Here is a 14002-nt window from a genome sequence, read left to right as displayed (position 1 = left end):
GACGGAGCGCCCTCATCGTTCAAGCACGGTCATCGACACTGTCCTCACTCGTCCGCGAGAGCTTGCTGGGCCACCAGATCCTCGAACCCAGCGACATCGTCAGCGCGGGGACCACGATGGACCGCACCAGCAAGGTATCGATGAGCACGCCGACGGCGACCAGTATCCCAATCTCGACGAGCATGACGAGCGGCAGCGAGGCGAGCACCGCGAACGTCGCCGCCAGCACGACGCCGGCCGAGGTGATCACGCCGCCGGTCACCGCGAGGCCACGCTTCGTGCCCTCGACCGTGCCGTGCCGGGCGGCTTCCTCACGTACCCGGGTCATCAAGAAGATGTTGTAGTCGACGCCGAGTGCGACCAGGAAGAGGAACCCGATCAGGGGCACCGACGACTCCAACCCGGAGAAGCCGAGCACCCGGTCGAACAGCAGGTTGCACAGTCCGAGGGCTCCGAAGTACGACACCACGACGGTGGCGACCAGCACCAGCGGAGCCACGATCGCCCGCAGCAGCAGCCCGAGGATGGCGAGCACCACCAGCAGGATGAGTGGCATCACCAGATTCCGGTCGCTCGCATTGGTCTCGGCCTCGTCGAGCCTCTCGGCACTCGGCCCGCCGACCAGCACGGCGTCACCGGCGACCTGGTGCACCTGCTCCCGCAGCCGCTTGATCGTTGCCGTCTCACCCGCGCTGTCTGGCGAGTCGGCCGGGATCACGGAGATCTCCACCCATTCGTCGCTGGCCCGGCCGATCTCGGCCTGGGCGACCCCCGTCGTACCTTCGACGGCGGTCAGGACCTCGCGGCTCTGGTCCGGCGGACTCATCACGGTGAGCGGCTGACCGCTGTCGTCGGGGTAGCGCGCCTCGATCAGCTTCGCCCCGGTCACCGACTCCGGTGTGGAACGGGCGAACTGGTCCAGCTGCGGAAGCGAGCCGCTGGCACCCACCGTGCCCAGCGCGAGACCGCCCAGGATCACCAGCGGCACCGCCCAGCTGACGACGCGGCGGCGGGCCACCAGCTCGCCGAGTCGAGCCCACCCGGATCGCGGTTTGTGTGCCTCACCCCCGAGTCGCGGGACGAACGGCCAGAAGACCCGGCGCCCGAGCAGCACCAGCAGGGCCGGGAAGAGCGTCAGCATGACCAGCAGTGCGGACCCGATGCCCGCCGCACCCACCGGGCCGAGACTGCTGATGCTGTTGAGATCCGCGGCCAGCAGGCACAGCAGGCCGGCGACCACCGTCGCCGCCGAAGCGAGGATCGCCGGCCCGGCCCCCCGCATGGCCGCCAGCATCGCGTCGATCGGCCGAGCGTGTCGGTGCAGCTCCTCGCGGTAGCGAGACACGAGCAGCAAGGCATAGTCGGTGCCCGCGCCGAAGACCAGCACGATCAGCAGCGCCGAGCTCATGCTGGTGATGGTGAAGCCGAAGATCTGGGTGAGTGCGTAGACGACACCCATCGACGTGATCGCCGCGACCCCGACCGAGGCGAGCGGGACCAGCCACAGCACCGGACTGCGATACGTCAGGATCAGCAGGAGCGCCACCACTACCGCAGTGGCGAGCATCAACGTGGCGTCGACGGCATCGAAGACCTCGTCCATGTCGGCCCCCAGCGCGGACGGACCGGTGACATAGGCGTTCAGGCCACTCGGCCGGGCGTCGAGAAGGGCACGCGCATCCGCGGTGGCACCCGCCTCCTCGGCGACCGCATCACGGTCGAGCGGAAGCGCGTACATCATCGCCGTGCCGTCGTCGGAGTCGACGATCTCGGGCAGGGCGTCGGTGTCGTTGCCGAATCGCTCAACCAGCTCGGTCTGGCCGCGTACGACCGCCTCCCGATCGCCCGACTGGAGCCCGCCCGGTCGTTCGTACACGACCATGAGCAGACCGTTCTCGCCACCGGGCAGCTCGGCCTCGGCCTGGAGCACCTTGGTCGACTGGGCGCTGGCCGGCAGGTAGTCCGCCTGGCCGTCGCGGGTCACCGAGTCGAGCTTGCCGGAGAGCGAGTAGCCGCCCACCACCAGCCCGATCCACACGGCGAGCATGAGCCAGGGCATCAGGGTCTTGGTTCGCGATGTCTTCGATGCTTTCGATCTCTTGTCGGCACCGGAGTGGTCGGGCGCCCGCAGTTGAGTAGTCATGGCGTTCACGCTGTCAAGCCGGCGGCGTTGGCGCCTCTGGCCACGGCAGGCACTTCGCCGTACTCCTTTCGGAGTACGGCGACGCCTAGCCTTGCCCTCGTGCGCCCCTTCCGGACCCAGTACCGCCACGAGCTCTCGAACGGCTTCGTCGTCGAGCACCTCCCGCTGGCCTCTACGACGGCGAGGTCGTGACCACCGAGGCGCTGGCGCTACCCGGCATCGACTGAGTGCGGTGGCCCCCTAGCGGTGCGCCGGCGCGGAACGCGAACTCAACCGGTTGTTGCAACTCGATCGTGAGTGAGAGGTTGCGGCGCGTGCCGGGAGTGAGGTTGACCGCGGATCAGCGGTTGGTGATTGAGCGGGCGTACATGGCGGGGTTGCCGCAGGCCACGATTGCTGCGTTAGTGGGCAAGCATCCGTCGACGATCTCGAGGGAGCTTCGCCGGGCTGGGTCGTTTGGGACCCGGTCGCCGCGTGCTCGTACGGCTCGTGCCGGTGGGCGGGGGTATCGGGTGAGGTACAGCGCGAAGTGGTCCCAGCGTGAGGCTGCCCGTAAGGCCCGCCGGCCGAAGACGCGGCGCCTGGATCACGCGCCGTTGCGGGAGAAGGTGTGGGAGCTGTTGCGGGCGAACTGGTCGCCGGAGCAGATCGCGGCGATGCTGCCGGTGTTGTGTCCACGCGATCTGAGGATGCGGGTGTCGCACGAGACGATCTACCAGTCGCTGTTCGTCCAGACCAAGGGCGAGCTCAAGCGCGAGTTGACCGCGCACCTACGCACCCAGCGGCAGCGCCGCAAGGCCCAGACCGGTGGCGCGAAACGGGTCACACTCGGGATCACCGACGACATCCGGATCTCAGCACGCCCGGCTGAGGTCGAGGACCGGGCGGTGCCTGGGCACTGGGAGGGCGACCTGCTGATGGGCGGCACGGGCAAGGGCGCGGTCCTCACGCTGGTAGAACGCTCTTCCCGGTTCGTGCTCCTCGCACCGCTGCCTGGCCAGCACCGTGCCGACCAGGCCCGGTGGACGTTGAACGAGATGATCGCAACCCTGCCGCTGGAACTGCGCAAGTCAATCACCTGGGACCGCGGCAGCGAGATGGCACAACACGCACGGTTCACCATCGAGTCGGGCATCCCGATCTACTTCTGCGACCCACAGTCGCCGTGGCAGCGCGGGACCAACGAGAACACTAACGGCCTGCTGCGCCAGTACTGGCCCAAGGGCTCCGACCTCCGCCACCTCACGATGGCCGAGTGCGACAACGTCGCCCTTCAACTGAACACCAGGCCCCGCAAGACCCTCGACTGGCAGACTCCCGGACAAGCCCTCAACAAGAGGCTCGTTGCAAGAACCGATTGAACTCGCCGAAGGGCCACTGTCGGTGGCGACGACTAAAATCGAGCACATGATCGAGAGTCCGGCAGAGCAGGTCAGGGGGTGGGTCGCCCACCTCGCGACCCTGTCCCGGGACCTGCCCGACGACCAGCGGATCGACCTCATCGGCGCCCTGGAAGACCTCAAGTGCGCGGCCGCCGGCGCTCAGGCCGTCGCGACCGTCGACCTCGACGCCTCGCAGCGCCAGGCGCAGGAGGAGCGCGGTCTCCCCGCCGCCAGGGTCGGTGAGGGCATCGCCTCCCAAATCGGGCTGGCTCGTCGCGAGTCGCCGCACAAGGCCGCGCGCCTCCTCGGGCTGGCGAAGATCCTCCATGCCGAGATGCCGCACACGCTGGACCGTCTGCGCGCCGGCGAGCTCTCCGAGTGGCGCGCCACGATCCTGGTCCGCGAGACCGCCTGCCTGGGCCTGGACGACCGCCAGGAGGTCGACCGTCGCCTGTGCTGCCCCGAGGGTCCGGCCCTGACGATGTCCGACGCCTCCCTGGAGCGCGCCGCCCGCAAGCTCGCCGCCGACCTCGACAACGCCGCGGTCGCCGCTCGCGCCCGCAAGGCCGAGGCCGACCGCCACGTCGGCGTACGTCCGGCGCCCGACACCATGGTCTGGCTGCGCGCGTTACTCCCCGTCAAGCAGGGCGTCGCCGTCTTCGCCGCCCTCAAGGCCGCCGCGGACGCCGCCCAGTCAACCGGTGATCCGCGCTCGCGCGGTCAGGTCATGGCCGACACCCTCTACGAGCGCGTCACCGGCGCCGGCGCCGCCGACCCGGTCCAGGTCCACCTCGACCTCGTCATGACCGACCGGACCTTCTTCCACTCCGGCGGCAAGGACGGTCCCGCCGCCGAGGAGTCGGCCCAGGTCCCCGGCTACGGCCCGGTCCCCGCCGGCTGGGCCCACGACCTCCTGGCGGATTCGCTGTCGGCCGAGGCCGCGTGGGTACGCCGCCTCTACACCCACCCCGACACCGGCGACCTCGTGGCGATGGACTCCCGCGCCCGCCGAGCCCCGGCCGGACTGGAGCACTTCATCCGCCGTCGTGACCACGACGTGTGCCGTACCCCCTGGTGCGGCGCCCCCATCCGCCACGTCGACCACGCCACCGAGTGGCAGTCCGGCGGCCGGACGTGCGCGAGCAACTTGCAGGGTCTCTGCGAACGCTGCAACCACGCCAAGCAGGCCCCCGGCTGGCACGCTCGACCATCCCCAGCCGACGAGGAAGACCGCCACCTCATCACCATCACCACCCCGACCGGCCATACCTACCGCTCCCGCGCGCCCGCCCCGCTCGGCCACGTCGACATCCGGCACGTGAAGAAGGCCGTCGTCTACGAGCTGGTCGTCTAGCCGGGCGACGTGGCCCTTGCGACTGCGGTCAGATCGCCGCGTTGCGGGCGTTCAGCGCGAGCCTGGTCCGAGACCTGCGTGCGTCTGCGGTGATGTTCGAGGGGAGGGCTCTGCGCCACACTGACGGGGTGGACGTTGCGAAGCCGCCTCGTGAGCGGGTTGGGCCGCGCGTGGCCCGTTCGGGCCATCAGCGACGAACCCCACCATGGCCTGTTATGTCGAAGCAGGCCCGGCTCGCTCCTGTCGACACACGAGCGATCGTGTTGTGGCAGGACGCCGTGCGGCACGCCGCGGCCGCTGGACTGGGGCTCGACGAGGCCGAGTATCGGCTCGAATATGCCGCTCGTCTGCAGGTGCTCGGTGACCGTAAGGGGTCCTGGAGCAGGCCGGACGAGCGCTTGAGCTGCTCCAACCCCTCGGGACGGGGCCGAGCATCGACCGGGCGCGATGCCTTCTGCGAACCGGCGGCAGTCGCCTTCGCCTCGGCGTAGGCGTTCATGTCCGACCACTCCCGTGCCACGAGGCTGGTCATCGGACGCGGGGCCTGAGAACGGCCCCTGCCGGTCGGGCTGGCGCAAGGCGCCCCGTATTCACAACCCAGGTGCTGCGAGGATGTCGCCGTGCGTCGTGCGGTGGCCCCTCTCCTCGTGGTGACGGTGGCGCTGGTGCTGGCGGACTCGGCCGTGGTGACGCTGGCGCTGCCGGACATCCTGGTCGAGCTCGACGCCACGGTGGGGCAGGTCGCGTGGGTGCTGATCTCGTTCAACCTGGTGCTGGGGCTGGGCGCCGTACCGGCTGCGATCGGGCTCGCGCGGGCCCGCCCGCAGCTGGTGAGCGCCGTGGGCATCGCGGCGTTCGCCGGGTCCTCGGCCTGGTGCGCGGTGGCCGACTCGATCGAGGTGCTGATCGTGGCGCGCTGCGTCCAGGCGCTGGGAGGGGCACTGGCCCTCGTCGGCTGCCTCGAGCTCCTGGTCGCCGAGTGGGGTGAGCGGCGGGGGGTGGGCGCCTGGGTCACGGCGGGCGTCGTCGGTACGGCGGCCGGCCCGGTCGCCGGCGGCCTGCTGACGCAGGCGATCTCGTGGGAGGCCATCTTCGTGGCCCAGGTGCCGTTCGCGGCGCTGGCGGTGCCCGCGGCGCTCGCCGTGCCGGGCGCCCCGGCCCTCCCACCGGACCGGCACCGACCCGCGATCCGGCCCAACGTCACGCTCGCCCTGCTCTCGGCCGCGCTGACGGCGGCGCTGTTCCTGCTGGTGCTCCTGCTGGTCCAGGGCTGGGGGCGGAGCCCGGCCACCGCGGCACTGACCGTGTCGGTCGTCCCGGTCGCCGCGCTGGCCGCGAGGCCGCTCGCCCGCCTCTTCCGGCCGCCGCCGGAGCTGGAGGTCGCGGTGGGCTGCCTGCTGGTCGCGGGCGGCCTGGCGGGGCTGGCGCTGCCGCCGTCGGCCCACCTGGCCTGGACCGTGGCGCCGCAGGCCCTGGTGGGGCTGGGACTCGGGCTGACCGTCGACCGCCTGACCTCCCAGGCCATGGAGATGCGCCTGCCCCGGGCCCACCACGCGGCGTGGACCATCGGTGCCCGTCACGTCGGCGTGGTCGTGGGGCTGGCGATCCTGACGCCGGTGTTCACCGCCGACCTGCGCGAGGCCGAGGTGCCCGCGCAGGAGGCGATCACGGCGCTGGTGCTCGACGCCCCGTTGACGCCGGACAGCAAGATCGCCATCGCGCGGGCGCTGGGCGACGAGCTCGCCGACCAGCGTGGCCAGATCCCCGACCTGCACCGGGCGTTCGCCGCGGCGGAGCTGGAGCCCGAGGAGCGCGCCGCGGCGGACGCGCTCGAGCGGGACCTGGACTCCCAGCTCGAGCGCGCCGCCACGTACGCGTTCCGCGACTCGTTCCTGATCGGTGCCGCTCTCGCGCTCGCTGCCCTGCTCGTCATGGTGGTGCCGGGCCGACGGAGGGCGTCGTGAACGCCCGGCTCCGGGCCTCCGGCCTGCCCGCACTCGCGGTGGCCCTCGTGGGCGGCGTGCTGGCGGTCCAGCTGGCCAACGGCGGCGGCAGCTTCGAGCCGCTGCGGCCCGCCGACCCCTGCGTCCAGCGCGAGGTGACCTCGCGGGCCGACGGCATCGAGGGCCTCACGGAGCGCCTCGTGCTGCTCGGCGTCGACGGCGCCGCCTGCCGACTCGACGTCAGTCGGGAGGCGCTCGCGCTTGAGCTGGCCCAGACGGAGGATCCGACCGACGCCGAGATCGAGGCGCTGCATGACGGACTCCTGGCCGCCGTACGGCGCCTGGAGGAGGAGGGCATGCTGCCGCCGGCCTCCGAGCTCGTCGACGAGGCGCTCGACAACGCCGATCTCAATGGGCTCCTCGAGGCGGCGATTCGGGCGCTGCCCGACTCCGTCATCGATGCGGCCCTGAAGACCGACGACGTGCTCGTGCGGGCCATCGACGACCTCGACCTGCGCGAGCTCCTGGCGAACCTCGAGGACCAGGACGACCTCAACCGGCAGCTCGAGGCCGCGATCACGCAGGCCGTGAAGGACTCGCTCGCCGCCCGCCTGCGCGACCTGATCTGAGCCCGTCAGGCCAGCGCCTCCGGATGGTCGACCAGGGTCTCGGCGACGGCACGGGCGCCGGCCGGCCTCGCCCGCCCGTCGCGCAGCCGCATGGCGAGCTGACCGGAGACGACCAGGGTGAGGGCCTCGGCGAGTGCCGGGGCACGCGCGCCGGCCACGGGGGAGGCGAGCTCGGTCAGGCGCTGCCGCATCGACGCGGACTCCTGTCGCAGGGCCGCGGCGAGGACGGGCGGCGGGTCGGCGTACTCGGCGGCCGTCCCCAGGAACGCGCACCAACGGGCGCGTTCGGGGCCCGTGCGGAAGTCCTCCAGCACGTCGAACACGGCCAGCAGCCGGGCGCGATCGTCGGTGGCGCGGGCGATCGCCTCGTCCCACGCCGCGAGCCACTCCTGGTGGCGTCGGTCGAGCGCGGCGGCGACCAGGCCCTCCTTGCTGCCGTAGGCCCGGTAGAGGGTCGCGGGGGACACCCCGGCCCGCTCCAGGACCCGGTCGACCGGGGTGGCGCTGACCCCGCGCGTGAAGAGCAGCTCGTCGGCCGCGTCGAGAAGTCGGAGACGGGTGCTGTCGCGGATGGGCACGCCTCTACCTTAGACTCGAAAAGTGAAACGGGCGTTATCGTTAGCAGTACGGCGGGAGACCCGACTGGTCGTCGCCGGTACCTCGCTGATCGCCGGCACCTACGGGCTCGTGCGCCTGGCCTACGGGCTGTTCCTGCCCGACATCCGCGTCTCGCTCGAGATGAGCTCCGCGATGGCGGGGTACGTCGCGTCGGGCGCGTCGGTCGCGTACGCCGCCGGGGCGGTCTTCGGCCTGGCCGCGGCGACGCAGGCGCGGCGGCTGGTGGTGGGGGCGCTGCTGACCGCGTCCGTCGGTGCGGTCGGCATGGCGCTGTCGCCGAGCCTGGCGATCTTCACCCCGTGGGCGGTCGTGAGCTCGATGGGCGCCGGCCTGGCGTCCCCGGGCCTGGTCGCCGTCGTGCAGCGCAACGTGCCGCCCGAGCGCGAGGCCCGCGCCCAGGCCCGGGTCAACGCCGGCACCGGCCCGGGGCTGGTCGCGGCCGGCGTGCTCGCCCTGGTCCTGCTGCCCGACTGGCGCCTGGGCTTCGTCGTCAGCGCCGTACTGACGGCGGCGGCCGGCATCGCGGTCCTGGTCCTCGACCGGCCCGCCGTGGACGCGGAGACCACGGCCGGCCCTGCCGTCCGGCGTACCTGGGACTGGGTCGCCGGCCTGTGGCTGCCGGCGCTCGCGGCGCTGCTGCTCGGTGCCGCCTCGGTCGTCGTCTGGACCTACGGGCGGAACCAGGTGATCGACGAGGGCGCCTCCGGCTCGGCCGCCACCGTCGCGTGGATCGCGCTCGGCCTCGGCGGGACCCTCACCGTCGTGACCGCGCGCCGCATGAGCGCGCTCCGGCCCGAGCCCGCCTGGCTGCTGACGAACGCCGCAGTCGCGGGGTCCGTCGCCGCGCTCGGGCTGGGGTCCGGACACCTGGCGGTGGCCGTGTTCGCCTGCGCCGTCTTCGGCTGGGCGTTCGTGGCCGCGAGCTCCGTGCTCATCGCGTGGACCAGTCACCTCGAGCCCGACGAGGTCGCCCCCGGCACCGCCCTGCTCTTCATCACGCTGATGCTCGGCCAGGCCGTCGGGTCAGCGGCCGCCGGCCCCGTGGTCGACCGTCACGGCCTGACGACGGTCTTCCTGCTCGCGGCCGCCGTCGCGGTCGGGTCCGCCCTGTGCGGGCGGCGACGGGAGGCGTGAGGCCGCCTCAGGGGCGCAGGTGGGCGTCGTCCAGGAACGCCGCCAGCGAGCGCGCCGGTCGCCCGGTCACCCGGTGGACGGTGTCGGTCACCGCCGAGAAGCTGCCGGCCCGCACGCGCGCGAACGTCAGGGCCGTGAGGTCCCGCTCGAACCCCTCCAGCCCCTCCAGCTGGTCGGCCACGCTCGACTCCTGGTGGGTCACGGGGCGGCCCAGAGCCGCGGAGAGGAGCTCCGCGGTGCGTGGCAGCGACAGGGCCTCGGGGCCGGTGATCTCGTGCACCCGCCCGGCGTGCCCCTCCTCGAGCAGCGCCTGCGCGGCGACCGCCGCGATGTCTCGGGCGTCGATCCAGGCCAGAGACCGTCCACCGCTCGGGAACGGCAGGTGGCCGGCCTCGAGGATCTGGTCGCGGTAGAAGCGGGGGTCGGTGAGCACCTGCATGAACCAGCTCGGCCGCAGCACCGTCCAGTCATGGCCGCTCTCGCGCACCGCGTGCTCGCAGCGGGGCGCCCACCCGGCCGGTCCCTCGTAGTCGGCGTCCTGCTCGGACAGCAGCACGACCCGCGTGCCGGGGGCGGCCCGGCCCAGCAGTGCGCCGATGAGTTCGGGGGAGTCCGCGCGGTCGGGGCGTACGACGTACACCGCGTCGACGCCGTCCAAGGCGGGGTCCCAGCCGGCCGGGTCGTCCCACGAGAACGACGTCGGGCGGACCCCGTCGAGGGTGACCGTGCCCGGGTGGCTGCTGCTGCCGCCGAGCACCTCGACCCCTCGCGCGAGGAGCAGCCCGGCCAACGGTGCGCCGGTCTTGCCGCGCACGCCGGTGACGAGCACCCGGGTCACGCTTGCTCCCGTCGCTCCTGCAGACGCTGCTGGGCCGCGTCCAGATAGGCCAGGCACGGCGCCTCGGCGCCCGGGTGCCGCTCGACGAGGTGGAAGGTCCAGCGGTCCATCGCGGCGAGGAACCCGTTGTCCTCACCGGGGCGGTAGGCCGACCACGGCCGGTCGCCACGGACGACGCACTCGGTGCAGGTCACCTTGTAGACGAACTGCTCCTGCTCGCCCAGGTCGATCCGCACCCTCGCCAGGGGGCCCGCCTCGACCCTGGCCTTGCGCTCGCGGGCGGACCGGCTGGCCACCATCTCGTACCCCGTTCGTCGAAAGGGCCAGCCTAGCCAGCGCCCGGCGATCTCGTGCGAGGGCAGGCGCAACGGCGCCTTCGGTCCTAGGTTGGGGACCATGGGTGAGGTTTTCGTCAGGGTGCTGGGCGAGGTCTCGCTCTCCCGGCGAAGCACACCCGTGCCGCTCCCGCCGAAGCTGCGGCTGCTGCTCGCCCTCCTGGTCGCCAACCTGCGCGACGGGCTCACCGGCGACCAGCTCGTCGACGCCCTGTACGACGGCCGGCCGCCCAAGACCGCACCGGCGGCGCTGCGGGTGCACCTGTCGAAGCTCAGGGACGCGCTGGAGCCGGACCGCCAGCATGCGGCGTCGAGCAGGCTGGCCCGGGTCAACGGCCGGTGGCGCCTGCGACTGGAGGCCGACGAGTACGACGTCGGGCTGGTCCAGGCGGGCGTCCGCGCCGAGGTGCTCCGCTCACTGGACGCCGAGGCCTTCCCGGGGGTGAGCGGGGTGCTCGTCGAGGATGAGCGCAGTCGCCTCGACCTGGTGCGGACCCAGGCCGGCCGTGCTCTGGTCGCCCGTCTGCTCGACGAGGGGCGCGCCGACCAGGCGCGAGCGGCTCTCGAGCGCCTGGGCCGCGACCACCCCTACGACGAGGGCCTCGCCGCGCTCGAGGCGCGTGCGCGGTTCCAGCTCTCGGGCCCCGAGCCGGCGCTGGCGGGGCTGCGCGAGTTCCGAGCGTTGCTGGCGACGGAGCTCGGCCTCGACGCGTCCCCCGTGATCGACGCGGTCGAGCAGGCGCTGCTCGCCAACGCCCCGAGCCTCGGACCGACCTTGTCGCCGCGAGGTCCGGCTGCCGAGTCGCGGCTGGTGGGACGTGACGACCTGGTGCGGACGCTGCGCGGACTGCTCGCCCCACCACCAGCCCCACCACCAGCCCCACCACCAGCCCAGCAACCGGCCCAGCCGCGGGTGCTGTGCCTGGTCGGGGAGGCCGGGATCGGCAAGACGGCGCTCCTGGGTGAGCTCGCCGGCCAGGGCGCCGTGCAGGTCTCGGCGAGAGGGAGCACGCCGTTCGCCCTGGTGCACGGCATCCTGTCCGCGCTCGAGCCGCCCGACGAGGACCCGGCCTGGCGCGCCCTGCGCGAGCACGCGGCGGGCCTGGGCGACGGCCTCGGTCCCGCGGTGCTGCCGCTGGCGGTCGAGGACCTGCTGCGCTCCCGCCTGCCCGCGGGCGTCGTCCTGCTCGTCGACGATGCCGAGCGCCCGGACGGCCCCAGCCTCGACCTGCTGCGCCGGCTGCCCGAGGCGTCCTACCGCCTGGTGCTGGCCCGCCGGCCGACCGCCGACGATCCCTGGGCGGCGTGGCAGCCGACCAAGGTGGTGCTGCCCCCGCTCACCCTCGAGCAGTGCCGGACCCTCGCCGAGCGCATCGACCCGACCGCGGTCCCCGACGACGAGACGCTCAAGGCGACCGGCGGGATCCCGCTGCTGGTCGAGCACGCCACCCTGCCCGGTGACGCCCATCGGGCCCTCCACGAGCGGGTGCTGAGCGACCAGTCGCCGGCGGCGGTGGAGCTCGCGCTCGCGCTGGCGGTCGCCGAAGCCCCGCTGCCGGCGTCCGTCGCCTGTGCCTCGCACGGCCGTGAGGCCCTCGAGGAGCTGCTGGTGAGCAGGATCGTGGTGGACGAGGGCGCCCTGGTGGCGCTCGCGCACCCGATGCTGTCGGAGGCCCTGCGCGCCACCCTGGGGCCGGCGCGGTCCGTGGACCTGCTCCGCCGGCTGCTCGAGGTCGGGCCGCCCGCCCTCTCGCTGGGCCGGGCGGTGCCGAGGTATCGCGACTGGCTGCCTCCCGAGGTCGTCAGCGAGTGGGCTGTGGCTGCCGGCGCGGCCTCGCTCCACGCCGGTGACGCCGCCTCGGCCCTCGACCACTACCGGCTGGTGGATCGGCCCGGCGACCCGCTCTGGCCGCAGGCGCGCCACGGCGTCGCCCGGGCGCATCTGGTGGCCGGTCAGGTGGCCGACGCGCGCCGGGTGCTGCTCGAGGTGATGGGGAGGTCTCGCCGCGACGGGCAGGACGAGCGGCTGCTGGCCGCACTCGACGACTACGTCGGGATGCTCGCTCCGCAGTCCGCCGACGCCGCCGTGGTCGGCGCCTTCGCCGGGTGGCTGCGCGAGCGCGATCGCCTCGACGAGACGAGCCGGGTCGTCCTGCTCGACCTCTGGGCAGCGGCGGCGTCGGCAGACGAGCTGGAGACCCGCACCAAGGACCTCCTCGCCGAGTGCGAGCGGGTGGGCACACCCCGGGCGCTGCTGACCTCGCTCACCGCGCAGTGGCGGCTCTCCTTCCACCGTGGGGAGCCGGCGCGCCATCGCCTGCCCCTCTCCCAGGCCGCGGTGGAGCTCGCGCGGCAGATCGGCGACGACGCCCTGCTCGTGTACGGGCTGCGGCACCGGGTCGACGACCTCATGGCCTGCTGCCAGGCGGGACCCGCGAGGGCGGCGCGCGAGGAGCTGCGGGCGGTCGCGACCCGCGCCTACAGCGCGCACGGCCGGTGGTGGACGGCGCTGCTCGACGTGGAGCGCGAGCTGCGCGAGGGCGACCCGGACACCGCGCTGGCGGCCGCGGCAGCCGCCCACGCCGAGTGGGCGCGGATGCCCATCGAGACGCGCGACGACGTCGTCCAGCTCCAGACCTTCGTCGGCCTCTTCCTCACCGGCCGTCACGACGAGCTCGGGGCGGCGCTGGCCGAGGTCGCCCGCGGACCCATGTCCCACGAGATCGAGGACGGACTGCTCGAGGCCGCGGCGGTGATGCTCGACGCTGCGGCCGGGCGGGCGTCCGCGGACGAGGTGAGACGCCGCGTGACCGCGGTGCTGGCCGGTCCGGCGCGCTGGCGGCGCTCGGCGGAGCTGTACCTCGCCGCGCGGGCGGCCATCGCCGTGGGCGTCGACCCGCCGGGGCTGCGGGCCGCGCTGGCGCCGTACGCCGGCTCCTGGGTCCTGCTCGGCACGTCGGTCGCGACCCTCGGCCCGGTGGACACGGTCCTGGCCGGTCTGCACGACCTCGCCGGCGCGCCGGCCCTTGCGGAGTCGTGCCGTGCGAGCGCACGCTTCGACTCCAGAGCCATGCGGGCTCCTTGGTGGGAGCGCGACGTCGACACGATGGAGGCACGCAGATGACCGATGGCGGTGGCGTCGAGCCGAAGACCATCCCACGGCTGGCCGACCTGGTCGGCCACCTGAGCACCCGCAGCCGCAAGCCGCAGGAGCCCAAGCTGCACCCGCCGGCGGCCGACCTGGTCGCCGAGGTCGCGGCACGCGGCTGGGAGCCGAGCCAGGAGGAGGCCGACTGGCTGGGGGACCCGGTCATCTGGCCCGGGCCCGTCACCGGGCGGCTCGTGGCGATCGTCGACCTGCTCGAGAGCCTGGGCGTCGCGTACGACATCGACTTCAAGCACGACGAGCAGGGGACTCCGGCGGAGATCACCTCGGTCGTGATCCAGCTGGCGGGTGACTGAGCCTCTCTTTGCGGAGTCTTTGCTGCTGACGACGACCCTCGCCTGTGCCGGGACAAGCCCGGCCAGCACCGAAGGAGTCGACCATGTTCCGCAGCCACCATCCCCGGGTCTCGCTCACGGCACGCCCCCTCGCGCTCGCCTCGGCCGGCGACGACGGCTCGCCC

The 14002-nt window shown here is 73.2% G+C and carries 11 protein-coding genes; 7 read left to right on the top strand and 4 right to left on the bottom strand.

All coding sequences use genetic code 11. The features are described 5' to 3' along the window. Positions 1-19 precede the first annotated feature (19 nt). Positions 20-2143 carry an MMPL family transporter gene (locus LQ940_RS14805; protein WP_231365033.1) on the bottom strand — a complete coding sequence of 708 codons (2124 nt, stop codon included), beginning with the start codon at positions 2141-2143 and terminating at the stop codon, positions 20-22. Between the two features lie 314 nt (positions 2144-2457). On the opposite strand from LQ940_RS14805, the gene LQ940_RS14800 reads away from it, so the two are divergent. From LQ940_RS14800 to LQ940_RS14785, 4 genes are all read left to right on the top strand, one after another. Next, the gene (locus tag LQ940_RS14800) at positions 2458-3504 is read left to right on the top strand and encodes an IS30 family transposase (RefSeq protein WP_442939763.1); all 1047 of its coding nucleotides are present in this window, start codon (positions 2458-2460) and stop codon (positions 3502-3504) included. A 46-nt stretch (positions 3505-3550) separates the two neighbouring features. Beyond that, positions 3551-4879 (top strand): HNH endonuclease, encoded by a 1329-nt coding sequence (locus LQ940_RS14795; RefSeq protein WP_231243867.1) that lies wholly within the window; start codon positions 3551-3553, stop codon positions 4877-4879. A 620-nt stretch (positions 4880-5499) separates the two neighbouring features. After that, on the top strand, positions 5500-6843 hold the full coding sequence (locus LQ940_RS14790; protein ID WP_231243868.1) for an MFS transporter: 1344 nt from the start codon (positions 5500-5502) through the stop codon (positions 6841-6843). Next, complete coding sequence (locus LQ940_RS14785; RefSeq protein ID WP_231243869.1) at positions 6840-7451, top strand: hypothetical protein; 612 nt, start codon at positions 6840-6842, stop codon at positions 7449-7451. The genes LQ940_RS14790 and LQ940_RS14785 overlap by 4 nt, the downstream gene beginning before the upstream one ends. A 5-nt stretch (positions 7452-7456) precedes the next feature. On the opposite strand, the gene LQ940_RS14780 is transcribed toward LQ940_RS14785, so the two are convergent. Continuing rightward, positions 7457-8029 carry a TetR/AcrR family transcriptional regulator gene (locus tag LQ940_RS14780; RefSeq protein ID WP_231243870.1) on the bottom strand — a complete coding sequence of 191 codons (573 nt, stop codon included), beginning with the start codon at positions 8027-8029 and terminating at the stop codon, positions 7457-7459. A gap of 22 nt (positions 8030-8051) precedes the next feature. Here LQ940_RS14780 and LQ940_RS14775 point away from each other — a divergent pair, with 22 nt between their 5' ends. Beyond that, positions 8052-9203, top strand: coding sequence for an MFS transporter (locus LQ940_RS14775; RefSeq protein ID WP_231243871.1), 1152 nt, complete (start codon positions 8052-8054; stop codon positions 9201-9203). A gap of 7 nt (positions 9204-9210) precedes the next feature. On the opposite strand, the gene LQ940_RS14770 is transcribed toward LQ940_RS14775, so the two are convergent. After that, complete coding sequence (locus LQ940_RS14770) at positions 9211-10041, bottom strand: NmrA family NAD(P)-binding protein (RefSeq protein ID WP_231243872.1); 831 nt, start codon at positions 10039-10041, stop codon at positions 9211-9213. After that, positions 10038-10340 carry a hypothetical protein gene (locus LQ940_RS14765; RefSeq protein ID WP_231243873.1) on the bottom strand — a complete coding sequence of 101 codons (303 nt, stop codon included), beginning with the start codon at positions 10338-10340 and terminating at the stop codon, positions 10038-10040. Before LQ940_RS14765 ends, LQ940_RS14770 begins: the two co-directional genes overlap by 4 nt. A 97-nt stretch (positions 10341-10437) precedes the next feature. Here LQ940_RS14765 and LQ940_RS14760 point away from each other — a divergent pair, with 97 nt between their 5' ends. Together LQ940_RS14760 and LQ940_RS14755 are read left to right on the top strand one after the other, a co-directional pair. Next, entirely contained in the window at positions 10438-13500 is a 3063-nt protein-coding gene (locus tag LQ940_RS14760; RefSeq protein ID WP_231243874.1) for a BTAD domain-containing putative transcriptional regulator, read from the top strand. Continuing rightward, on the top strand, positions 13497-13838 hold the full coding sequence (locus LQ940_RS14755) for a hypothetical protein (RefSeq protein ID WP_231243875.1): 342 nt from the start codon (positions 13497-13499) through the stop codon (positions 13836-13838). Before LQ940_RS14760 ends, LQ940_RS14755 begins: the two co-directional genes overlap by 4 nt. Positions 13839-14002: the final 164 nt, after the last annotated feature.

The sequence above is a fragment of the Nocardioides sp. cx-173 genome (assembly GCF_021117365.1).
In the GTDB taxonomy this organism is placed as follows: Bacteria; Actinomycetota; Actinomycetes; order Propionibacteriales; family Nocardioidaceae; genus Nocardioides.
The sequence above is the reverse complement of the archived record's forward strand: the minus strand, read 5'-3'. Positions and strand labels throughout refer to the sequence as shown.

What these genes read in the sequence shown, in the direction of transcription:
- LQ940_RS14805 (WP_231365033.1), bottom strand. Translation starts at nt 2,143, where the DNA reads ATGACTACTCAACTGCGGGCGCCCGACCACTCCGGTGCCGACAAGAGA.
- LQ940_RS14795 (WP_231243867.1), top strand. Translation starts at nt 3,551, where the DNA reads ATGATCGAGAGTCCGGCAGAGCAGGTCAGGGGGTGGGTCGCCCACCTC.
- LQ940_RS14765 (WP_231243873.1), bottom strand. Translation starts at nt 10,340, where the DNA reads ATGGTGGCCAGCCGGTCCGCCCGCGAGCGCAAGGCCAGGGTCGAGGCG.
- LQ940_RS14760 (WP_231243874.1), top strand. Translation starts at nt 10,438, where the DNA reads ATGGGTGAGGTTTTCGTCAGGGTGCTGGGCGAGGTCTCGCTCTCCCGG.
- LQ940_RS14755 (WP_231243875.1), top strand. Translation starts at nt 13,497, where the DNA reads ATGACCGATGGCGGTGGCGTCGAGCCGAAGACCATCCCACGGCTGGCC.